This window comes from Flavobacterium sp. NLM (assembly GCF_002210235.1).
In the GTDB taxonomy this organism is placed as follows: Bacteria; Bacteroidota; Bacteroidia; order Flavobacteriales; family Flavobacteriaceae; genus Flavobacterium; species Flavobacterium panici.
In genome coordinates this window covers 153,654-175,165 of the sequence record NZ_LIAC01000004.1, presented here as the reverse complement: position 1 = coordinate 175,165, position 21,512 = coordinate 153,654, and the positions used below count along the sequence as shown (strand labels likewise).

At 32.8% G+C, this 21,512-nt stretch carries 21 protein-coding genes and 2 tRNA genes; 14 read left to right on the top strand and 9 right to left on the bottom strand.

The features are described 5' to 3' along the window. Positions 1-274: 274 nt before the first annotated feature. The 3 genes from APR43_RS06130 (at position 275) to APR43_RS06120 (ending at position 3,579) form a co-directional block, all read left to right on the top strand. Positions 275-850: a chalcone isomerase family protein gene (locus APR43_RS06130; RefSeq protein ID WP_053470767.1), complete on the top strand. Its 576-nt coding sequence runs from the start codon at positions 275-277 to the stop codon at positions 848-850. Between the two features lie 142 nt (positions 851-992). Beyond that, complete coding sequence (locus tag APR43_RS06125) at positions 993-2,219, top strand: Glu/Leu/Phe/Val dehydrogenase dimerization domain-containing protein (protein ID WP_053470766.1); 1,227 nt, start codon at positions 993-995, stop codon at positions 2,217-2,219. A 454-nt stretch (positions 2,220-2,673) separates the two neighbouring features. Further along, positions 2,674-3,579 (top strand): hypothetical protein, encoded by a 906-nt coding sequence (locus tag APR43_RS06120; RefSeq protein WP_053470765.1) that lies wholly within the window; start codon positions 2,674-2,676, stop codon positions 3,577-3,579. Positions 3,580-3,966: 387 nt separating this feature from the next. Here APR43_RS06120 and APR43_RS06115 read toward each other — a convergent pair whose 3' ends face one another. Then, positions 3,967-4,362, bottom strand: coding sequence for an ExbD/TolR family protein (locus tag APR43_RS06115; protein WP_053470764.1), 396 nt, complete (start codon positions 4,360-4,362; stop codon positions 3,967-3,969). Between the two features lie 3 nt (positions 4,363-4,365). Continuing rightward, on the bottom strand, positions 4,366-5,061 hold the full coding sequence (locus tag APR43_RS06110; RefSeq protein ID WP_053470763.1) for a MotA/TolQ/ExbB proton channel family protein: 696 nt from the start codon (positions 5,059-5,061) through the stop codon (positions 4,366-4,368). Between the two features lie 131 nt (positions 5,062-5,192). Between APR43_RS06110 and APR43_RS06105 the strand changes: the two genes are divergently transcribed. The 8 genes from APR43_RS06105 to APR43_RS06070 all read left to right on the top strand — a co-directional run bounded on the left by APR43_RS06105 (position 5,193) and on the right by APR43_RS06070 (position 10,370). Next, entirely contained in the window at positions 5,193-6,416 is a 1,224-nt protein-coding gene (locus APR43_RS06105; RefSeq protein WP_053470762.1) for a bifunctional folylpolyglutamate synthase/dihydrofolate synthase, read from the top strand. A 181-nt stretch (positions 6,417-6,597) separates the two neighbouring features. Further along, a tRNA-Val gene (locus tag APR43_RS06100) sits at positions 6,598-6,675 on the top strand. 78 nt (positions 6,676-6,753) lie between these two features. After that, positions 6,754-6,834 (top strand) — tRNA-Tyr (locus APR43_RS06095). Between the two features lie 259 nt (positions 6,835-7,093). Beyond that, positions 7,094-7,672 carry a hypothetical protein gene (locus APR43_RS06090; RefSeq protein ID WP_053470761.1) on the top strand — a complete coding sequence of 193 codons (579 nt, stop codon included), beginning with the start codon at positions 7,094-7,096 and terminating at the stop codon, positions 7,670-7,672. Between the two features lie 302 nt (positions 7,673-7,974). Beyond that, positions 7,975-8,517: a DUF3575 domain-containing protein gene (locus APR43_RS06085; RefSeq protein ID WP_053470760.1), complete on the top strand. Its 543-nt coding sequence runs from the start codon at positions 7,975-7,977 to the stop codon at positions 8,515-8,517. A 334-nt stretch (positions 8,518-8,851) separates the two neighbouring features. Further along, entirely contained in the window at positions 8,852-9,211 is a 360-nt protein-coding gene (locus tag APR43_RS06080; protein WP_053470759.1) for a VOC family protein, read from the top strand. A gap of 138 nt (positions 9,212-9,349) precedes the next feature. Continuing rightward, on the top strand, positions 9,350-9,811 hold the full coding sequence (locus APR43_RS06075) for a MarR family winged helix-turn-helix transcriptional regulator (RefSeq protein ID WP_053470758.1): 462 nt from the start codon (positions 9,350-9,352) through the stop codon (positions 9,809-9,811). A 142-nt stretch (positions 9,812-9,953) separates the two neighbouring features. Then, positions 9,954-10,370, top strand: coding sequence for a helix-turn-helix domain-containing protein (locus APR43_RS06070; protein ID WP_053470757.1), 417 nt, complete (start codon positions 9,954-9,956; stop codon positions 10,368-10,370). Between the two features lie 410 nt (positions 10,371-10,780). On the opposite strand, the gene APR43_RS06065 is transcribed toward APR43_RS06070, so the two are convergent. Continuing rightward, positions 10,781-11,575, bottom strand: a complete 795-nt coding sequence (locus APR43_RS06065) for a winged helix-turn-helix domain-containing protein (protein WP_240514935.1) — start codon at positions 11,573-11,575, stop codon at positions 10,781-10,783. A gap of 198 nt (positions 11,576-11,773) precedes the next feature. Here APR43_RS06065 and APR43_RS06060 point away from each other — a divergent pair, with 198 nt between their 5' ends. After that, positions 11,774-12,379 (top strand): hypothetical protein, encoded by a 606-nt coding sequence (locus APR43_RS06060; protein ID WP_240514934.1) that lies wholly within the window; start codon positions 11,774-11,776, stop codon positions 12,377-12,379. Positions 12,380-12,469: 90 nt separating this feature from the next. On the opposite strand, the gene APR43_RS06055 is transcribed toward APR43_RS06060, so the two are convergent. Beyond that, the gene (locus APR43_RS06055; protein WP_053470755.1) at positions 12,470-13,465 is read right to left on the bottom strand and encodes a DUF6438 domain-containing protein; all 996 of its coding nucleotides are present in this window, start codon (positions 13,463-13,465) and stop codon (positions 12,470-12,472) included. Positions 13,466-13,743: 278 nt separating this feature from the next. Here APR43_RS06055 and APR43_RS06050 point away from each other — a divergent pair, with 278 nt between their 5' ends. Next, a complete protein-coding gene (locus APR43_RS06050; RefSeq protein ID WP_053470937.1) occupies positions 13,744-14,946 on the top strand; it encodes a PQQ-binding-like beta-propeller repeat protein in 1,203 nt (400 codons plus the stop codon). Positions 14,947-15,005: 59 nt separating this feature from the next. Here APR43_RS06050 and APR43_RS06045 read toward each other — a convergent pair whose 3' ends face one another. Further along, a complete protein-coding gene (locus tag APR43_RS06045) occupies positions 15,006-15,776 on the bottom strand; it encodes an SDR family NAD(P)-dependent oxidoreductase (RefSeq protein WP_053470754.1) in 771 nt (256 codons plus the stop codon). Positions 15,777-15,804: 28 nt separating this feature from the next. Continuing rightward, positions 15,805-16,560 (bottom strand): SDR family NAD(P)-dependent oxidoreductase, encoded by a 756-nt coding sequence (locus tag APR43_RS06040; RefSeq protein ID WP_053470753.1) that lies wholly within the window; start codon positions 16,558-16,560, stop codon positions 15,805-15,807. Between the two features lie 108 nt (positions 16,561-16,668). Between APR43_RS06040 and APR43_RS06035 the strand changes: the two genes are divergently transcribed. Continuing rightward, the gene (locus tag APR43_RS06035; RefSeq protein WP_053470752.1) at positions 16,669-17,022 is read left to right on the top strand and encodes a winged helix-turn-helix transcriptional regulator; all 354 of its coding nucleotides are present in this window, start codon (positions 16,669-16,671) and stop codon (positions 17,020-17,022) included. A 1,095-nt stretch (positions 17,023-18,117) separates the two neighbouring features. On the opposite strand, the gene APR43_RS06030 is transcribed toward APR43_RS06035, so the two are convergent. The 3 genes from APR43_RS06030 to APR43_RS06020 form a co-directional block, all read right to left on the bottom strand. Continuing rightward, positions 18,118-18,540 (bottom strand): hypothetical protein, encoded by a 423-nt coding sequence (locus APR43_RS06030; protein ID WP_053470751.1) that lies wholly within the window; start codon positions 18,538-18,540, stop codon positions 18,118-18,120. Between the two features lie 115 nt (positions 18,541-18,655). Next, positions 18,656-19,990, bottom strand: coding sequence for a sensor histidine kinase (locus APR43_RS06025; RefSeq protein WP_053470750.1), 1,335 nt, complete (start codon positions 19,988-19,990; stop codon positions 18,656-18,658). 1 nt (position 19,991) lies between these two features. Further along, complete coding sequence (locus tag APR43_RS06020; RefSeq protein ID WP_053470749.1) at positions 19,992-21,341, bottom strand: sigma-54-dependent transcriptional regulator; 1,350 nt, start codon at positions 21,339-21,341, stop codon at positions 19,992-19,994. Positions 21,342-21,512: the final 171 nt, after the last annotated feature.

The window sequence follows — 21,512 nt, the reverse complement described above, 5'->3', positions numbered from 1 at the left end:
GACTATAATTTTGCAGCGTTTTTTGTAAAATACAAGATGAAAAAATGCAATTTAAAAACCTCAAAAAAGTAAATTTTAAGCTATTTTCTCCGCAGAAAAGATTAAACATTTCCTAAAGCGCGTAAATCTACGTAAAGTTAGTCCTACTAATTTGATTACTAAACCGATAGAGTAAAAAAAAATAAAAAACTTCCAAAAAAAAACTTCTAAAAAAAGACAATAATATTGATAAATTAACATTATTTTTGCCTTAAAATTAAATAATTGACAGAACATGAAAAAGATTTTACTAGTACTTACACTCCTTTTAACTTTACAATTTTCAGCAGTTTCTGCCCAGACTCATTTAGAGGTAAATGGCGTTACTGTTCCTAGAAAGATAGATTATCAAAACAAAACTTTGCAGCTTAACGGCGCTGGCGGCAGATCTAAAATGTGGTTAGAAGTTTATGTGCAGGCTTTGTATTTATCTCAATTAAGCCAGGATCCAAAATTTATTATTGACAGCGATACCGAAATGGCGATTCGAATTGAAATCACATCGTCTATGGTTTCTTCAAATAAATTAACCAAAGCAATGAATGTTGGTTTCGAAAAATCGGCAGGAAGCAATCTGGAACAATTACGACCAAGAATCGAACAATTCAAAACATACTTAAGCGATGCTATTACAGAAAAAGATGTGTTCGTTTTAGCTTACAATCCGCTGGATCAAACTATCAATGTTTTTAAAAATGAAGTTTTGAAAGGAAAAGTTCAGGGATTTGATTTCAAAAAAGCATTATTCGGAATCTGGCTTTCTGATAAACCAGTTGATGAAACTTTGAAAAAACACTTATTAGGAATATAATCCTTAAAATTTTACATATTCAAAAAGCCGAAAACCGAATAGTTTTCGGCTTTTCTTTTTTGTTTAATAAATTTGATGCAAAATACATTATTCGCATTATTCTATTTTATACATTTACACAAAATAAACATATCACAACAAAATGAAAGATTTATTACAACAATTTGAAAATAAAGCACCTGAAATTGTTTTTAACTGGAAAGATTCTGAAACAGAAGCTGAAGGATGGACTGTAATTAATTCGCTGCGCGGAGGAGCTGCCGGCGGAGGAACAAGAATGAGAAAAGGCTTAGACATGAACGAAGTTTTGTCACTGGCCAAAACAATGGAAGTTAAATTTTCTGTTTCGGGTCCGGCTATTGGCGGCGCTAAATCTGGAATAAATTTTGACCCGAATGATCCTCGCAAAAAAGGAGTTTTACAGCGTTGGTACAAAGCGGTTTCTCCATTATTAAAAAGTTACTACGGAACTGGTGGAGATTTAAATGTTGATGAAATTCACGAAGTAATCCCAATGACAGAGGAATGTGGTGTCTGGCATCCGCAGGAAGGTGTTTTCAACGGACATTTTAAACCTACAGAAGCGGATAAAATTAATAGAATTGGTCAATTACGTCAGGGTGTAATTAAGGTTATCGAAAACCCAAAATTCTCACCAGATGTTACAAGAAAATATACTGTTGCTGATATGATTACCGGTTATGGAGTTGCCGAAGCGGTTCGTCATTTCTACGCAACTTACGGCGGAGACATTAAAGGCAAAAAAGCAATCGTACAAGGATTTGGAAACGTTGGTTCTGCAGCTGCTTTTTATTTAGCTGAAATGGGCGCAAAAGTGATTGGAATTATTGATCGCGATGGCGGATTAATTAAAGAAGATGGTTTTTCTTTTGAAGAAATCAGAACGTTGTTTTTAAATAAAGACGGAAATAAATTAGTTGCCGATAATATGATTCCGTTTGAGGAAATCAATTCTAAAATCTGGACAATTGGTGCTGAAATTTTCACACCTTGCGCAGCTTCAAGATTGGTTACTCAAAACCAAATCGACAGCTTAATCGCAAATGGATTAGAAGTTATTTCTTGCGGAGCGAATGTTCCTTTTGCTGATGCAGCAATTTTCTTCGGTCCTATTATGGAAGAAGTTGATCATAAAGTGAGTTTAATCCCGGATTTTATTTCTAATTGCGGAATGGCGAGAGTTTTTGCTTATTTCATGGAGAAAAAAGTGCAAATGACGGATGAGGCTATTTTCAACGATACTTCTGAAATTATAAAAAATGCAATTGTAAAAGCGCACGCATTAAATTCATCAAAAACAAATATCAGTGCAACGGCATTTGAAATCGCATTGAAACAGTTAGTATAATTTATTTTATACTTTATATATAAACGAGCCAAATATGGCTCGTTTTTTTTGCCACAGATTAAAAGGATTATTTGGATTCCTGCTTTGTGAATTTTTAGCCCACAGATTTACACAAATTTAAACAGGTAAAATTTTACGGTTAAAAATAAGATCCAGCTTTGAGAACTTTGCCTTCTATTCACCACAAAGAGTTACACAATCTAAACAGAAAAAACTTTGCGCTCTTTGCGTAAAACCTTAGCGAACTTTGCGTTAAAACAAATCCCAGCTTTGAGAACTTTACCTCCTATTCAGCCCACAGATTTACACAAATCTAAACAGATAAAACTTTGCGTTCTTTGCGTAAAACCTTAGCGGACTTTGCGGTTAAATTACACACAGCTCTTTCAGTCTAAACAATTTTTAGTACTTTTAAACGTTTTTATTTAATACAATTTCAAAATTCAGAATTACAATGAGTTTCACTATTTCTTCAGATAAAAAGAAATCATTACTACTCACAACTGCTATATATGCGGCAATCATTGTATTGCTGTTTTTTATACGTTTTTGGCCTCCATATAATCCAGAAAATAACGTCGCACTTGCAGATGGCGGTGGCGGCGGTGGCGGCGTAACGGTAAATTTTGGCGACAGCGATTTAGGTTCCGGAGCCAATTATAAAAGCGAAGTTCTGGAGGTGAAAAATGAAGTAAAACAAGCTCCGGCAAAAGCAGTTGAAGAAGAAGCTATTATTTCTCAGGAAAATACAAAAGCTGATGAAACTGATGTTGTAATTCCTGTAAAAGAAAAACCTAAAAAACCTGTTCCGGTTGAAAAACCAATACAAAAACCTGTTCCTGAAAAACCTAAAGTTTCAAATTCTACAAACGATGCTTTGTCAAGCATTTTAAAAGGTTCGAAAAAAGGCGGCGACGGCGATGATAAAGCAGCAGGAAATAAAGGAAAACTGGGAGGAGATTTAAACTCTAAAGGTTATTACGGATCTGGCGGCTCAGGCGGAGGAACCGGAGGCGGTAACGGAACCGGAAATGGAATTGGTACAGGAAGCGGTTACGGACCAGGAAGCGGCGGTGGTTCTGGCGGCGGATCAGGATATTCTTTAAATGGTCGAAAAGCATTATCTAAACCAGCTCCTAAATATACTTGCAACGAAGAAGGAACAGTTGTAGTCGAAGTTACAGTAGATCAAAATGGGAAAACCGTGAGTGCAACTGCCGGAATAAAAGGAACTACAAACAAGGCAAGTTGTTTATTAGAACAAGCAAAAATAGCCGCATTAAACACAAAATGGTCTGCCGATGAAAATGCAGCTGCCAAACAAGTTGGAAAGATTATTTACAATTTTAACTTGAATTAAAACACGAATTTCACGGATTTTCACGAAATCTATTATTATACAAAAAGGCTTTCAGAAATCTGAAAGCCTTTTTTCGTCCAGTTTGTCATTTCGACCGAAGGGAGAAATCTCCACAAGAAGCTCGACAAAGATTAGATTCCCGTTACGGAGTTCCTTGCGGAGATTTCTCCCTTCGGTCGAAATGACAAAATTGCGCTTACTTATAAAAGTGAGATTGCTTCGTTCCTCGCAAGGACTTTGATTGTGTTGCTTCGCGTGAGGGATAGAAGCTGGCTACCGAAGTAGCGCTCCCGATAGCTATCGGGACGACCGGAATAAAAAAATGGGCGAATCAACGTTATGCTGATTGGCCCATTTTTTTATTGTGGTCACGCCCTAATGATTATTTTACTTCGGACTCGTTGCAATTACAAACTTCAAATTGTTCTTCACTCCTATCTGCAATACATCGACTAAATCCTGAACTTGCAAATTAAACGGAATTCTAACTACGACCGTTTGATCTTTATCTGCTCCAATTTTATTCATTAAAGTGGTTTCCAGTTCTTCAAAAGCAACGGGCTGTTTGTCGATATAAAACTGTTTGTCTTCTGTAACCGATAAACTGATTAATTGTTTATTCGTTTTTTCATTTGATTTCGCTTTTGGAAGCGTCATCTTAATAACATTCGGATTTGCCAGTGTTGAAATAATTAGGAAAAACAACAACAGGAAAAACATAATGTCACTTAAAGATGAAGTCGCAACCTCAGCGTGAAATCTTCTTTTTCTCTTAATCGACATACCTTATGATCTTTGAATTATGTTTACAAATTCTAATATCTGTTTCTGGATTTTTAAAGCAAAATCATCAATTTTTCCGTTCAGTAAATGGTAAGCACTATAGGCAATAATTCCCACGATAAGTCCTGAACCGGAACTGATCATTTTTTCGTATAAACCTCCTGAAATATTTCCGATACTGATATTTTCTGTAACCGAAATACTGTAGAAAATTTTAATAACTCCAGAAATAGTTCCAATAAAACCAAGCGTTGGCGCAATACCCGCGATAAGACCTAAATGACCTAAACGTCTTTCCATTTCACCAATTTCAATATCGGCAGCGCGGTCCATGTTTGATTCGATTTCTGCAATTGGTCTTCCAATTACCAAAACACCTTCTTTTAAAATATTTCCAACAGCCGTGTCGTTTCTTTCTACAATTGTTCTGGCTAATTCAATGTTTCCGGCGTGTAATTTATCGCCAACATCCTGCATTAATCTGGCATCAATTCTTGACGCTTTTTGGATATATAAGTAGCGTTCAAAAATTACATAAATCGTGTAAAACAATAAAAGTGCAATTGGTATAAGGAAGAAACCTCCTTTTAAGATAAATCCTAAAACAGAAATTTCGGTTTCCGGGTGAGCAATTTTTTCGATCACTACGTTTGAGGCGTTTGCGAGAGTATCAGCTTGTAGTTGAATGGAGCTAAACATATTTTAATTCTGGTTTTTAATAATTAATTCTAAAAAATATTTCAATTTTGCAATAAAGATAATTTTCATTGTTATATTAAACTAAAAAAACTGGAAATTATTTCAATCAGCAACTATTTTATCCAAACAAAATGAACTATCAGGAAACAACAAACTGGATGTTTAATCAATTACCAATGTATCAGCTGCAGGGTGCTTCGGCATACAAAGAAGACCTGACAAACATCAAGTTACTGGCAGAACATCTTGGTAATCCCGAAAAGAAATTACAAACGATTCACGTTGCGGGAACAAACGGAAAAGGATCAACATCGCATATGCTGGCTTCGGTTTTGCAGGAAGCAGGTTATAAAGTGGGTTTGTATACGTCGCCGCACTTAAAAGATTTCAGGGAAAGGATTAAAGTAAACGGTCAGGAAATTTCAGAAGATTTTGTTTGCGAGTTTATTTCCAAACATAAAGATTTTTTTGAAGCTAATGATATGAGTTTCTTCGAAATGTCGGTTGGTTTGGCATTTGATTATTTTGTTTCAGAAAAAACAGATATCGCGATTATTGAAGTTGGTTTGGGCGGAAGACTGGACGCGACTAATATTATTACGCCTTTTGTTTCTGTAATTACCAATATTGGTTTAGACCACACACAATTTTTAGGAAATACGCTTGAAGCCATTGCAGGCGAAAAAGCGGGAATTATTAAACCAAATGTTCCAGTTGTAATTGGAGAATATACAGATGAAACTCAGCCTATATTTTTGGCTAAAGCCGAAGAAAACAACGCACCAATTTCTTTCGCTTCAGATTTAATTGATCAAATTTATTTGTCTGATTTAATTGGAGATTATCAGTTTCATAATAAAAAGACGGTTCAGCAGACGATTTCGATTCTTAATAATCAAACCAATTTTAAAGTTTCGACGGAACAATTAAAAGAAGGTTTATTGAATGTCGTAAAAAATACGGGTTTACAAGGAAGATGGCAGCAGCTTGGCGAAAATCCCAAAATTATCTGTGACACGGCGCACAACAAACACGGATTAGCTGTTGTGATGAATCAGCTTCAAAATGAAAAATATGAAAAACTGCATATTGTTTTGGGTGTTGTAAACGATAAAGATTTAGATTCTATTTTGCCGCTTTTCCCGAAAGAAGCACAATATTATTTTTGCAGTCCGAATTCGGCAAGAGGTTTACCAACTGAAACGCTTCAAAATGCGGCAGAGAAATTTAATTTAATTGGAGAAAAATACGATTCTGTTGAAAGCGCTTTCGCGAAAGCCAGACAAAACGCTTCAAAAAATGATTTTATTTACGTTGGCGGAAGCACTTTTGTCGTTGCCGAATTGCCTTTGTAACAATCTAAACTTAAATCTTAGAAAAAACTCTAAAAAAACCGATTTAATAACAAATTCATAAACAGAGAGATATAGCTTATTTTTAAAAAAGTTTTATTTTTTATTCGATTTTCTTTGCAGAACTCAAAAACTAGCGTATATTTGCACTCGCAATCACAAACGATAGCAACCTAGTAAAATAGGGCGATTAGCTCAGCTGGTTCAGAGCACCTCGTTTACACCGAGGGGGTCGGGGGTTCGAACCCCTCATCGCCCACCAAGAAACTCCTTAAGAAATTAAGGAGTTTTTTTTACGCTTTTGCGAATGTTCAAGGATTATAAATCCACCTTCATATTTGGGGAGATACTCAAGCGGCCAACGAGGGCAGACTGTAAATCTGCTGTGTGAACTTCGCAGGTTCGAATCCTGCTCTCCCCACAAAAAAGTCCTAATGAAAATTAGGACTTTTTTTATGCTTATTCAAAAAATATCTAAAACTTTAAAATCATGCAATTCCTCTTTTATGTGCGAGCAGGAAAAAATATTAAACAGATAAGAGACACGCTTCAAGTTTTATCAAATAAAAATTCTATTTTTAAAACAAAAAAAAAGCCAACATTATTCAGACATACCAACCCAATTTTGAGGTAAATAAGCCGAACATCATTAAACATATATCCTATTTAAGAGTAATTTTATGAAAAAAACATTCTATTCTGTATTAATATTAATTATAAGCCTTTCTTGTACAGAAAAAAAGACAAAAACAGAAAATGTTATAATTAAAAATGTTAAATCCGATTCGGTTGCTAAAATAGATGATGATGAATTAGAAAACGATTCAGATTGTGTATTTGATGACAATTACAAAAAAATAACAGAAGAATGGCTAAGTGAACTTGAAATCAAAAAATATGTTTGGGATTCAAAAAGTAACAAAGCAACATTAATATACAATGGTGATACCCTAACTGTATATAAAGGCGGCTGTGACCATTTTGCCAGTTCAGTAGAAATTAAAACCAATATCTACCCAAATAAGGAATTAGACAGTACCTTGATAAGAAAAATTAACGATGTAGCCTGTAAATTTAAATTTAATAATTATTGTAAAAAGCTTATTGAAGGTCAATTTAAAAAAATTGATAATAGTAATTCATCATTTTTTTTGGAGTTTGAAGATGATGATCCAGAAGACGATTTAATTTCTGAAGGGATAGAAATTTCAGAAAAAGAAAAAAGCACAATTATTACAATATCAGAGTATTATAATTAAAACTACTGCTGACAGTGGCTTACCATAATAGCTACAAATCGGTAAGAAACATGTTCGATTTGTAGCTTTACAATCTACTTTTTATAAAGCTCAATTTTTCTTCTCCTGCTAGCACGTGAGAAATATTATTCTTCGTTTTACTATTACAAACCCGACCTGAAATCATAACTTTTAACTGAGATTTATAAACCGTAAAATCCGTTGTTTTAATTTGGATATTATTTAACAAGCCGCTTAACACATTTTAACATCTTCAGAAATAAATTATTATATGTTTACCTTACTTAAACAAATCTAATTTTATGAAGAAAAATTACTTGGCAACTTTTATGGTTCTTTCATTTTTTTCTGTTCAGGCTCAAAATGAAATTGATTCAAATCCTTATCAGAAAAATAATGAAATTAAATTAAATGTACTTGCTCCTTTATCTGGATCTTTTGAGATAGGTTACGAAAGGCATTTAAACCATAAGTCCTCATTGGGACTTTCTTTTTTTAAAGTATATGACAATACAAACAATGAAGATTTAAATTATTCTATCTCGCCATACTACAGAAGGTATTTTGGAAAGAAATATGGCGCTGGCTTTTTTGTTGAAGGATTTGGAATGTTTACTTCCATCGATGGAAAAAAAATATATGATTCAGAAGATCATTCCGTTTTTATTGAAAATCCTGATGTTTATGATTTTGCTCTTGGTGCAGGTTTAGGTGGAAAATGGGCCACAAAAAGTGGATTTATTTTTGAACTAAACGTCGGTTATGGAGCCTTATTATTTAATGCAAATAAAACAGATCATAATATTGTCAATAAAATTGAACTTAACGTAGGTTATAGGTTTTGATCGATTTAGCTAACAGTTCTTCACATCATAAAAAAGTTCTTAAATAAGCTCCTTAATTTTCTTAAGGAGTTTTTTTTATGTCTATTTTTTTTCTCCGCATCTTTTACATTAATCTAATAAACGCAAAGCATTGTCATTTCGAGGAACGAGAAATCGCACTCGGGAATTGACAAAGATTGGCGACATACTTTGTAGAATTTCTAGTGCGATTTCTCCTTTCAGTCGAAATGACAAGATTGTGTAAATTCTAAAAATCAAAATCAAAAAAGCAAATTCATTTGCATATTGTTGTCGCGTATATTATATTTGTGACAACAATTTAATTTTAGAAAAAATGAGAGAACTTACATTTGCATCACTACAGGTAAAAAATTTAGAAGCATCAAAAGACTTCTACGAAAAGAAATTAGGGTTTGAAGTTGGAAATACTAATCCGCAGGCTTGTATTTTTAAATACGACGAAGGAAAAGCAAGTTTTGCTATTCGTACTCCGCTTGAACCTTTAGAAGATCGGGAATTAGGAGTTGGCGTAGCGCTTTGGTTTGCTGTTACGGAAAATGTAGACAAATTAAAAGAGAAATTTATTGAAAACGGAATAACAACAGCGGGACCAATTATAGAAACTCCGTTTGGAAGAGCTTTCCACGTAAAAGATCTTGATGGTTATAAACTTACTTTTTTGGAGACAAAATAAAAGCAAATAATCAGTGATTTTAAAAATAGATTAAGGAAGAAAAAATTTCCGTTATCCAATTTACTAAAGGTTCTGATGGCTATCTTTGAAATCAATAAACTTGATTTTTAATATTGACACAAATGCTTCAACATTATTATGGCTAAGGAAATTAATTTTCATTTTAAAAGTCCAAAAGACAGCCCCGGGTATTTACTTGGGCAGCTAACAATGCTTTGGCAGCGCAAACTAAAAAAAGTTTTAGATCCGTTAGATTTAACTCAGACTCAATTTGTGCTGCTGGCTGCTTTGGGCTGGCTTTCAAAAAAAAATGATTCTGTAACACAAATTGATATTGCTAACCAGAGTAATTCTGACAGAATGATGGTTTCAAAAGTATTGCGAACACTGGAAGAAAAAGGTTTTATTACCAGACATGAACACGAAACTGATACAAGGGCAAAAACCATTCGATTAACAAATACAGGCGAAACAATTTTGCAAAAAGGTCTTATTGAAGTAGAAAACGCCGATCTTGATTTCTTTTCTTCTTTAGATGAAAATCTTCCGTTGTTTAATTCTAATATGGCAAATCTTATTGATAGAAATAAAACAGAGTAAAAGTGCTTGGGTTTAAAATTCAAAATACTTATCAGAAAAATTGTATTTTTGTTTACCGCTCCCAAAGAACACTTGTAATCTACATTTTAAATTATGTTTTTTACAATTCCGGTTTATTATACTTAATTATTATCTTTGAATTATGAGCACGATATTAAAACCAAAACATATAGGACGAAACATAAGTCGAATTAGAGAGCTTAGAGGAATGAAGCAAGAAGCACTTGCTTTTGCAATTGGTGTATCTCAACAGTCTGTTTCTAATATTGAAGGAAGTGAAACTGTTGATGAAGAAAAACTAAACGCTATTGCAGAAGTTTTAGGTGTTTCAGCAGAAGCTATTAAAAGTTATAGTGATGAAATTATATTAAGTGTAATTAACAACACATTTAATAGCCATGACAGTTCAACAATTAATGGAGTCAATGTTCAACCTTCATTCAATCCGCTTGATAAAGTTGTAGAACTTTACGAAGAAAAGGAAAAACTTTATGAACGATTAATCCAAGCCGAAAAAGATAAAGTTGAATATCTCGAAAAAATAATAAAAGGAAAATAACCTTTTAAGCCATAAAAAACTCCATTATTTCTAATGGAGTTTTTTTTATGTTATTTTTTTCTCCACATCTTCTACATTAATCTAATAATCGCAAAACATTGTCATTTCGACTGAAAGGAGAAATCGCACTCGGGAATCGACAAAGATTGGTGACATACTTTGCGTCCCGAAGCTTCGGGATTGTGCGATTTCTCCTTTCAGTCGAAATGACAAATCTTTGTCTAAAATAGAGAATTCAAAATCCCAATAATGAAAAAATGGTTTCTAAGCATCACCTAAAAACAAATGCAATTTTATAGGTTTCCAATACAATCCCTACGGGATATTTTTATTGGGTTCTTGTTTTTTTTCTACCGACATATAACTCCTAACGGAGTATTTGAAGGAATCAATATTATATAGAAACTTCCTTAAGAAGTAATATTAAGCTTATACCCTTTGCCACGTATAACAACAATTTGGACATTTGGATCATGTTCCAGTTTTTTTCTAAGTTTTGATATGAACATATCCAGACTACGGCCCACAATAACACCTTCATCTTCCCATATCTCTTTTTGCAGTCGGCTTCTTGCTATGGTTTCGTTAGGAGATGATGCAAAAATGAGCAATAAACGGGTTTCTGTTCCGGTGAGGTCTAATGTATTTTCATTTATGATCAGCTTACGGTTTTTCGCATCAAATAATACCGAACCTAAAGTGAACAGATTAGCAGAATCATTAGATAAAGTTACTTTTGGCTTAGCAGATCTAAAAAAAACAAATCCAACAAATGCTAAAAATGACAAACCGCCTACCAAAAAATATTTATTCTTTGCTGTATATATACCCAATGGTTTAAATTTGATATTAATCATGTAACATGCTTTGGGCTGTTTTCTTCCTTTACATGGCACAATATCATCTTTCTTATTTTTTGATATAGCATATCCATAAGCTACACTGGTATTTTCACAGTTCACTACGTTAACAACATAATCTTGTGCGAATGGATCTTGGGCTAACAAACGCTGCGTAATATTCACCAAAGAATCTGTTTGAAAAGTAAACTGATTCTCGAACCTGATCTGGTACTCATTTTCAGCAATCTTTTTTACGGGAAGAACCCTTGATGTTTTATCTCCCGACTGTAAAAGTAATTCATGTCCAATTCTCCGAAGCAAAATTTCCCTTCTTGCAATAGCAAAGTCGTCATTATCAGACATACTGAAAACTGTGCAGATTGCAGATATAAACAAAAGCAGTATCAATCCAAAGATGTACTTGCCTTTTCCGTACAGGAGATTTCGACTATAATGCATCGTGTCAAGTTTTTATTTACAAAGTTTACATTTTTATTTACAATCTAAACTCCTCAGACTGAAATATATCAAAGTAATTTTGATACAACAGCTTTAAAGATTATGAAAAATAAAAAGAATGCTTTACATGAACAAGATTTATCTGGAGATAGATCTATTTTAATTAAACCTATAAAAAATATGAAAAAAATCATTTATGCGCTGATCTTACCGCTGGTTGTGGTAAGTGGACTAGTTTTTACAAATTGTGAAACTAAAAATAAAACTCCAAAAAAACCAATTTCAAAGACGCTCTCTATTGCTGAAAGGAAAGCCAAATTGAAAAAATGGGAAGCAACCCCAGATGGTGTAAAGTTCAAAAACTGGGAAATGTCTCCCCAAGGTAAAAAAGTGCTTGCCGGCGCTGCTAAAATAAGCAAGAATACCAATATGGAGGCTGTTATAACGTCTCTTTCTCTTCCGCCAGGATCGCTATTAGGTTTTGGAGTGATGGCCAGGATTGATGGTGATGATTATATTCTGAGATTTGAGCCAGAAAAGTCCCAGCTTCAGCAATTGTACAGCCTGAAAGTTAACGACACAATAATTTTAAAAAGCAACGGAGTATCATACGCGCCTAAGTATTCCTATCCCATAATATCGGGCAGCTATGTAGAACGAGATAATAAAGTAATTTTTAAACGTGTTCCTCGCAAAGGCGGCTGTTAAGTAATAAAATTAATTAACCCTGCTGACGCGAATGCCTCATTCGTGAATACAGTTTATAAATAAGTGAAACACTCGTCTCAGCTCGGTTAATTAATTTTTCTTCCATTTTTCGCTAAATCTTAGTTTCGCCAGCTTTTCATAAAGGTTTTTTAAACTGTAAGTCCCAACCATTCCATAATCACTTATAGTTTTTACTTTACCATTATTAAAAGTTATTTTTAAATTTCCTGTTTCATCATCAGTATGCATTACATAATATTCCTTATTTAAATTTTCAAAATCACAGTAATTTAAATATTCTTCTAATTTATCAAATTCAGTTTTACTAATCTTTGTCGAAAATATTCCTTCTTCTTTACCATAAGTAATATTTTCATTTTCATTGAAGTTATAATATCGGGCATTAAATACTGATAAGGAATCTCTGTTTAATGTTAGTTTATAAACCGGGCAGGTTCCAAAACAACCCGATGTACTAAATTCAATTTTGGTAATTTTATCCTTTTTTGGATTTTCATTATATTCAATAAAATTTCCAAATTTGAAAGTTAAAACAATTCTTAATTCTGAATAACTTTTCTTTTGCCAATCCACTAATTTTTTCTTGTAAACAACTAAAAAAGGCTGAGAATCTATATATTCAACTTTTGGTACTATTGATTTTCCCCATTCTAAATCAATATTAAATATTTTGGTTTTATTTTTTCCAAAATTCATTACTACAATTGGCGAAAAACTACATGATTTTTCTCCTTCTCCATAACATGTATGATTATCTCCAATAGCGAGTAAGTCTGTGTAGCCATTATTATCAAAATCAGCTTTTGTATAAAATGTTTTGACATTAAGTTTATTTGCTAAAATCTTATTGATGCTATCACCATCGTGACTTCTATTAAAATCCTGAAGGTTTTTCAATTCATACTTTTTGTAATTCGTATCAATTTTTTGAATGAATTTCTCTATTTCTAATTTAGTTTTTAAATTGTCTACTTCTGATTGAATAGTTTGCGTTTTTATAAATTCAGTTTGTTTTTTACATGATGCAAAAACAAGTACAATTAAAAATAATTTTACGATTTTCATTTTAAGTTTTTTAATGGCTTTTATATAATATTCCCAAAAAACATGAGAGCAATTCCAATGTTTTTTTGTTCATCCGATAAAACTAAACAAACTTCGTCATTCATTCGAGATTCTTTTGTAATTATTTTGGAGATTTTCAATTAGGGTTGTTAGCCGTTTCATCTTTAATAACTTCTAAAACCCTGTAACAATTTTTAACTATATTTGATCTGGATATTATTTTGTTTGGCAGCTTTTTTGCTGAAAAGAAAATCAAATCATCAACCCAAATCTTAAAAATGAAAACAAACCTAATAACTCTTTTATTTGTATTTGCTGTTATAAATACGTTTGGGCAAACGCCAGCCGCATCAAAAACTACCAATACTAATAATAAAACTTTACCGCCTACTGAACAGGTCACTAATAAAGTTGTAAGCGCGCTTAAAAAAGTTCCTTTAGACGAAGCGTCGATTCTAATTTATGATTACGACGGTGCTCTTTTTTCATACGATTTAGAATCTGAACAAATTGGCTGGACTGTAAAAGCTACAAGTCCTTTTACCGAAATGTGCGCCAATAAAGTAACCATCTCTAATGGCGTTGTGTACATTCCGTTTATAAACGGTGAAATTGTTGCCGTAGATAACCAAAGCGGTGATGTTTTTTGGAAATCAAGATTAGGAAATATCACAGATCAAATTGTTCTTAAAGATCAGGTTCCGGTTGTAAATAATGGAAAGTTGTATATAACTGCTCAAAACCAAAACGGAAGCAGTAATATTTATGCACTTGATACAAAAGATGGAAGTTTAGTATGGACTTACAAGCTGGATACTCCAACTAACGATATTCCGGTATTATTTTTTAACAACAAAGTTTTTGTTCCGAGTGCAACTAATTTATATGTGTTTGATGCCAATACAGGAAAAGTCCTTACTCAAAAAAGCTTTGACCAAAGTATGCACAGCAAACCTGTAACCGATGGTGAAAATGTTTTTATAGCCAATGAAAAAGATGTACTTTTTGCGCTAACTCCAGATAAACTGGACATTTTATGGCAATTTAAATTACCAGAAGATCAATATAATATTAAGGAACGCATTTTTACTAAAGACAAAAAATTATATTTTGCCGCACAAGGCACAACAGTTTCTTCGGTATATGCTGTAGATTCAAAAACAGGAACTCAAATTTGGAAAAGGGATTTTCAAAATAATAATGTAGAATACATAACGGAAGACAGTGATAATATTTGGGGTTACACCAAAAAAGGAAGACTTTTTCAGCTAGACATAAACAATGGTGAAATAGCATTCGAACTAAAATTAACAACGCAGCCTATTTCAAATATTGAATTTCCGGTTGATGATACTATATTTTATTATTGTGATGCGGGTTTAATTAAATTTGATTTAAGTACCAAAGATGAAGATTTATATTATATGCGAACTTCTATTAAAGATGATGTTTATACCGCATATTTAAAAATAATTAGATAAAATAGAAAACTCCAAAGTCATTTGATTTTGGAGTTTTTCATTAAAAAGATGTTACTATTTTATTTCATCAGGCTGATATTGGTTAAACCGCCATCTGATAAGATTTCTGTTCCCACTATAAAAGCAGAATCATCTGATGCCAAAAATACAGCTGCGTTTCCAATGTCTGACGGAAGACCTTGTCTACCTACTGGAGTAATATCAATCCACATTTGTTTTACAGCATCTAAGTGTTCTTCCGGCACTAATTTTCCAAATACTGGTGTGTCTATAGATCCGGGTGAAAGTGTATTCACACGTATTTTTCTTGGTAATAAATCTAATGATAAACCTTTTGCCAATGATATAATTGCTGCTTTTGCTGCGGAATAAATTGCCATTCCCGGCGCAGCGCGATGTGCAGCACTCGACCCGATAAGTATTATTGATGCGCCATCATTTAAATATGGAAGTGCTTTTTTTACGGTGAAATAGGAACTTTTCAAATTCAAATCCATATATCGGTCATAACCTTCTTCGGTAATATTTTCGATATCAGCCATAGGAACGCCGTCGACAACACCGCCTGCATTAACTACCAATACATCTATTTTTCCAAATTTATCAGAAGTCTTTTTAAATATATTTTCTAAGTCATCGTTTTTGGTTACATCTCCGGCAATACCTATAAAATCTGATTTTAAAGCTGCTACAGCATTATTTAATGTTACTTCATTTCTTCCGGTTATAGTTCCTGAAGCTCCTTCATTTTTGAATGCTTCTGCAATACCAAAACCTATTCCGCTATTACCTCCAGTAATTACGGCTACTTTATTTTTTAATTTGCTCATTTTGTTCTTTTTAAAAATTGGAAATAAATTATAATCCGAAAATCCCTCCCGAAACAGAAATTTTCTCTCCGGTAATCCACCCTGAATCATCAGAGGCTAGAAATACAGCTACTTTTGCAATATCTTCCGGCTGTCCCGTGCGGCCAAGAGGTGTGCTGGCAACAAATTTTGTTTCGGCTTCACTGCCAATAAAACCTGCAGAATGAGATCCTTCTGTTTCTACTATTCCTGGCAAAATAGAATTGATTCTGATGTTTCTTCCGATAAATTCTTTAGATAAAGAAATCGTAATGGCGTCTAAAGCTGCTTTGGTTGCAGAATATACAGATCCTGTTGGAAGAGGCGATTTTCCGGCTTCTGAACTGATATTGATAATGTTACCGCCTTTTTCTCCAAACAATTTTAAAGCCGCCTGAATGGAAAGTAATGATCCTAAAACATTGATATTAAATTGTGAATGGAAAGATTGCGCAGACAATTCTTCAATTGGCGCATATTGATAAATACCTGCATTGTTTACCAAAATATCCAATGTTCCAAAAGCATTTTTGGTTTCTTCAAAAAGTCTTGTCACATCTGATTCGTTTGAAACATCGCCTTGTACTGCAATTGCTGTTCCTCCGTTATCTTTTATTGCTTTTACTACTTTGTCTGCATCCTCTTTACTTGATGCATAATTCACTACAACTTTTGCACCTTCTGCTGCAAAATATTTAGCAATAGAAGCACCAATTCCTTTTGAAGCGCCTGTAATTATTGCTACTTTATTTTTTAATTTGCTCATTTTTATAATTTTAAATTATGTTACTGATGCAAATTTATGTCAGTTTAATTTATTTTAGTAACTTTGTAACTAAAAGTAACAGTAACCTTGAAGTAACAAAGTAACCTTATGGAATGTGTAGTACGTGAAAAAGAGAAGCACAAAAAAGAGATGATGGCTGTCCAGGATTCAATGGATGTGTTGAGCGGAAAATGGAAAATATCTATTATTTCTTCTATTTGTTATTATAACGAAAGAAGGTTCTCAGATATCCTGAATGATGTTGTGGGCATTTCAAACAAAATGCTGAGTAAGGAATTAAAAGAGCTGGAAATAAATAAACTAATTAAGAGATTGGTTCTAGACACACAGCCTGTAAGTGTTCACTATGTACTTACAGATCATGGAAAAACACTGCAGACAATTATCAATAATTTGACCGATTGGGGAATTGAACATCGAAAAAAAATTATTGAGGAATAATTTTGGAGGTTTTTTATTAGATATGAGTATAATCCCTACGGGATATTTTTTATTGGGCTCTTATTTTTTTCTACCGATATTTTGCTACCGATATTTTGCTACCGATATTTTGCTACCGATATTTTGCTACCGATATTTTGCTACCGATATTTTGCTACCGATATTTAACTCCTAACGGAGTATTATTCATTTATTGGATCTTCTTTTTCTACCGGTATTTAATTTCTACGAAATACTCCGGCAGGAGTTAAATATCGGTAGAAAAAAAACAATCAATGCTAAATATTTGTCCCGTAGGGACTAAACAAGTATAATACACCTATATTTCAATAATTCCCATGTTCTTCAAAATCAATGTAACAATCAAACAAGATTATCATTCTTTGTTTCATGATATTACAATAATCTAAATAGTAGTTGTAATCAAACCAATCATCTCTTAAACGGGTTAAAATCCATAGAGATTCTTCTTTCTTAAAAATTTCCCAGGCATTTTGAGATTTTATCAGAGCTTTTTTCTGCGTTTCAGTTGACTTCGCCTTTAATAATTGATAGTATTTATTAATTATTTTTCATACCTGCTTGTCACATGCTTAACTAAATCAACTTGTTGTTTATAATTTACAGGAACTTTCCTGTTCTTATTTCTAAAATAATATCCAACTCTAAAAGTGTCAATTGCAAAATCTGAATACAATTTCTTTGTAAATGGATTCATCACATTTGATTCAACCAAGGATTTTAAATCAGGTATTTTAGATTCAATTTATGAATTAATAAATTCATCACTATTTTCTTTTATATCATTTTGTGAAAAGCCGGCAGTTAAGCAAAAACTAAAGATAAGAACGAGTATCTTTTTTATCATTTGGTTCGTTTTATATATAATCCCTTACGGGATATTCTTTGCGGGTTCCTTTTTTATTCTACCGATATTTAACTCCTAACGGAGTATTATTCGTTTATTGGATCTTCTTTTTCTACCGATATTTAATTTCTACGAAAACTCCGTTAGGAGTTAAATATCGGTAGAAAAAACAATCAAACCGAAATATTTGTCCTGTAGGGACTAAACTAATAATAATCAATTTTTATCTACTCTTTTTCAAACGATCCAGGAAAATTTTCATTCAAATAATCTGAAAGCTTTTCAAAATCTTTAGAATTCCTTTTGACTAAATTGATTTTTGATCCTTCTTTTGTTTTTAAAATTATATTTCGTCCCGTTTTAAAACCAAATAATTCATACTGATTTTCACTCCAACCTGAAACAGTTTTTAAACTGTATTGTTTCGGCTTCGAGAATATTTGACGAATAGTTAAAACATCATCAATGAGCGTATAATATTTAATCCTGCTTACATTTTTTATGAACAATAATACTGTAATCACACTAAGTGCTGCGAATAGTGATTTTTCCCATGGTTCTTTCAGTCTTTCAATTTGTACATAGGCCAATAAGCTAAAGCACAGAATCCATGCAATATTCAATATTATATCTTTTGTAATGTGTTTCATTTAAATACTTTTAACTTGTTTTATACAGAAATAAACAGTTGTATCTCGCTAAAAAACTATTTATTTTGAGAGCTAATATAAGAAATATCTTCACCGAACCTTATCATCAATAACTTCATCCCTCCACCAAACAAATCTCAAAAACAGTCTTCCCATTCTCAGTTTTAAAAGAAACATAACCGCCGTGCGCTTCAATAATATTTTTAGAAAGCGTTAAACCAATTCCGGCGCCTTCGTTTCTCGTGGTGAAGAAAGGCAGGAAAACTTTATTTTCGATTTCTTTTTCAATTCCGCTTCCGGTGTCAGTTATTTTAATGTAGGTTCTGTTTTCTTTGGCTTCTGCCGAAATTAAAATTTGCTTTTGAGTCGTATTTTTTAACGCATAAACAGAATTCGTTAAAAGATTAATGATAACCTGTTCCGTTTGCTGCGGGTCAACATTAATTGGGCGTTTTAGTGAAATTGTGTTTACAACTTGAATTCCGTCTTTTTTAAACAACGGATTCATGATTTGCAGACAATTCTCAATCAAAGGCTGCAACTCTATTTTTTGTTTTTTTGGAGACGGAAGCATCGCCAGTTTTCGATAACCTTCAACAAATTTCTGCAAATGATCGCTTCGCCTTAACATGGTTTCAACGCTGTTTTTGATATCTTCTAAATCTTCTGCCGAAAGTGAATCCTGTTCTACCAAATCCTGCAGGTTTTGACAAATAGAACGAATGGGCGTTATCGAATTTAAAAGTTCATGCGAAATCACTTTCATCAAATTAACCCACGCATCTTTTTCTTTTTTCTCGACTACATTTTGAATAGAATCGAGTAAAACGATACAATATTCTCGTTCATAAATTTCTGTTTTAGATGCCTGTAAAACAAAAGTCTGTGCGGCTTGTTCGTTTATACTAATTTCTACAGACGTTTTTATTTCATGAAAATCATCTTCTTCAATAATTTCACAAAGTGATGGTAATTGATTTTTAAGATATTTCCATTTCGAAACTTTAGGAACATTAAAATGAGACGAGAAATAATCATTCATCAAAAATATATCCCAGTCATTTTCTTGTTTTTCTAAAATGATAATTCCTGTTTCGATATTATTTAAAATAGAGCTGTAAATAATATCTTTTGAAATTTGTTCGTTTTGTCTGCTTTTCAAAGTATCGTACAATTGAAACAAATCACCATAATTTTTATTGGCTTTATGTTTGGTAAAATCAGATGAAAAATCATTCTGCAAAATCGAAGAAATGGTTTTATCGTAAAGCAAAATAAAATTGCGAACATAAAAATACATTTCGCGAATGAGTAGAAAAACAATAAAAAAGCCAAATATTCCCGTAAACAGCAAATCGATTTTAAAGAAATAAATCGAAATTTCGATTCCCAAAACAATGGCGATTAATCGAAAAAAGAGCAGTTTATAAGTTTGCAGTGTTTTAAACATACTAGTTGATATTGATGTTATATTTCTCTAAACGTCTGTACAAAGAACCTCTTGACAAACCTAATTCATCGGCAGTTTTACTGATATTATTATTGTGCTTAAGAAGCGCTTTTTCAATCGTCGCCTTTTCTACAGAAGAAAGCTGAATATCATCCGGGTTTTCATCATAAGGAGTTATGGTTTCTAAATCTAAATCAGAAACCGTGATTGTATTGTTTTCACAAAGAATAACAGCGCGTTCAATTTTATTTTCCATTTCGCGGATGTTTCCGTTCCATGCATGTTTTTCAATTTGTTCCAAAACCTTTTTATCAAAAGTAATTTCGCTTCTTCCATATTTTTCAATCATTTTATCGAGAAGATATTCTGCCAGCGGAATTTTATCTTCGTTTCGTTCCCGAAGCGGCGGCAGTACAATCTCCATCGTATTAATGCGATAATACAAATCTTCTCTGAAATTTTTATCGGCCACTTCCAGTTTTAAATTCAAATTGGTTGCCGTAATGATTCTAACATTCAAAGGTCTTGCTTTAGTTTCTCCCAATCTTGTTACGGTTTTGGTTTGAATAACCTGCAATAATTTAGATTGCAAATGCAGCGGAACATTTCCTATTTCATCTAAAAAAATAGTTCCGTTCTGCGCCATTTCAAAACGTCCGGGCGTATCAATTTTTGCATCGGTAAAAGCGCCTTTTGCGTAGCCGAATAATTCACTTTCGAAAATATTCGAATTCAGCGAACCTAAATCAACGGCTATAAATGGATTATTTTTTCTTTCAGACTGGCTGTAAATATGATGTGCCAAAACAAATTTTCCTGTTCCGTTTTCTCCAAGAATCAAAACATTGGCATCAGTTTTTGCCACTTTATCGGCAAGAGAATATGCTTTTTTTATTATTTCTGAAGTGCCGATAAAAAAGTCATTATCGGTTTCAATCTCTTTATTCTTTTTTTGTTCTTTTCGGGATTTGTCAACGGCTTGTTTTACAGACTCTAAAAGTTTCTTGTTTTCCCAGGGTTTTAAGATATAATCAAAAGCACCCGATTTTAATCCTTCAACCGCAGTTTCTACTTTCCCAAAAGCCGTCATTAAAATCACAACAGTTTTCGGCGAAAGCGTTTTTATTTCTTTCAGCAAGTATAAACCTTCTCTTCCATCCTCAAAACCTATTCTGTAATTCATGTCGAGCAAAACGACATCGATGGTATTTTTCGACAATAATTCGACTATTTTTTTTGGATTATTAAGTGTATGAATGTTCTCAAAATACTTTTTCAGGTACACTTTTGATGCAAAAAGTATGTCTTCCTGATCGTCGATGATTAATATTGATGCGTTTGTCTTTTTCATTTTTGTTCGGTTTTGGACAAAAGGTGTCCAATTCTGGACACTATAGCTTTTTTTCGGATAATAAAATTTTAAAAATAAGGCAGTTACAAGGTTTAAATTTTTGGCATGAAAATCACTTTTCTACTTGTAAATCATTAATTATTAAAGCCTTCTGGAAGTAAAAATAGCAAA

Coding starts and splice junctions, on each gene's coding strand:
- APR43_RS06075 (WP_053470758.1), top strand. CDS start 9,350: ATGGCTAAGGAAATTAATTTTCATTTTAAAAGTCCAAAAGACAGCCCC.
- APR43_RS06130 (WP_053470767.1), top strand. CDS start 275: ATGAAAAAGATTTTACTAGTACTTACACTCCTTTTAACTTTACAATTT.
- APR43_RS06120 (WP_053470765.1), top strand. CDS start 2,674: ATGAGTTTCACTATTTCTTCAGATAAAAAGAAATCATTACTACTCACA.
- APR43_RS06035 (WP_053470752.1), top strand. CDS start 16,669: ATGGAATGTGTAGTACGTGAAAAAGAGAAGCACAAAAAAGAGATGATG.
- APR43_RS06040 (WP_053470753.1), bottom strand. CDS start 16,560: ATGAGCAAATTAAAAAATAAAGTAGCAATAATTACAGGCGCTTCAAAA.
- APR43_RS06045 (WP_053470754.1), bottom strand. CDS start 15,776: ATGAGCAAATTAAAAAATAAAGTAGCCGTAATTACTGGAGGTAATAGC.
- APR43_RS06115 (WP_053470764.1), bottom strand. CDS start 4,362: ATGTCGATTAAGAGAAAAAGAAGATTTCACGCTGAGGTTGCGACTTCA.
- APR43_RS06090 (WP_053470761.1), top strand. CDS start 7,094: ATGAAAAAAACATTCTATTCTGTATTAATATTAATTATAAGCCTTTCT.
- APR43_RS06070 (WP_053470757.1), top strand. CDS start 9,954: ATGAGCACGATATTAAAACCAAAACATATAGGACGAAACATAAGTCGA.
- APR43_RS06025 (WP_053470750.1), bottom strand. CDS start 19,990: ATGTTTAAAACACTGCAAACTTATAAACTGCTCTTTTTTCGATTAATC.
- APR43_RS06055 (WP_053470755.1), bottom strand. CDS start 13,465: ATGAAAATCGTAAAATTATTTTTAATTGTACTTGTTTTTGCATCATGT.
- APR43_RS06060 (WP_240514934.1), top strand. CDS start 11,774: ATGAAAAATAAAAAGAATGCTTTACATGAACAAGATTTATCTGGAGAT.
- APR43_RS06065 (WP_240514935.1), bottom strand. CDS start 11,575: ATGTCTGATAATGACGACTTTGCTATTGCAAGAAGGGAAATTTTGCTT.
- APR43_RS06105 (WP_053470762.1), top strand. CDS start 5,193: ATGAACTATCAGGAAACAACAAACTGGATGTTTAATCAATTACCAATG.
- APR43_RS06030 (WP_053470751.1), bottom strand. CDS start 18,540: ATGAAACACATTACAAAAGATATAATATTGAATATTGCATGGATTCTG.
- APR43_RS06085 (WP_053470760.1), top strand. CDS start 7,975: ATGAAGAAAAATTACTTGGCAACTTTTATGGTTCTTTCATTTTTTTCT.
- APR43_RS06110 (WP_053470763.1), bottom strand. CDS start 5,061: ATGTTTAGCTCCATTCAACTACAAGCTGATACTCTCGCAAACGCCTCA.
- APR43_RS06020 (WP_053470749.1), bottom strand. CDS start 21,341: ATGAAAAAGACAAACGCATCAATATTAATCATCGACGATCAGGAAGAC.
- APR43_RS06050 (WP_053470937.1), top strand. CDS start 13,744: ATGAAAACAAACCTAATAACTCTTTTATTTGTATTTGCTGTTATAAAT.
- APR43_RS06080 (WP_053470759.1), top strand. CDS start 8,852: ATGAGAGAACTTACATTTGCATCACTACAGGTAAAAAATTTAGAAGCA.
- APR43_RS06125 (WP_053470766.1), top strand. CDS start 993: ATGAAAGATTTATTACAACAATTTGAAAATAAAGCACCTGAAATTGTT.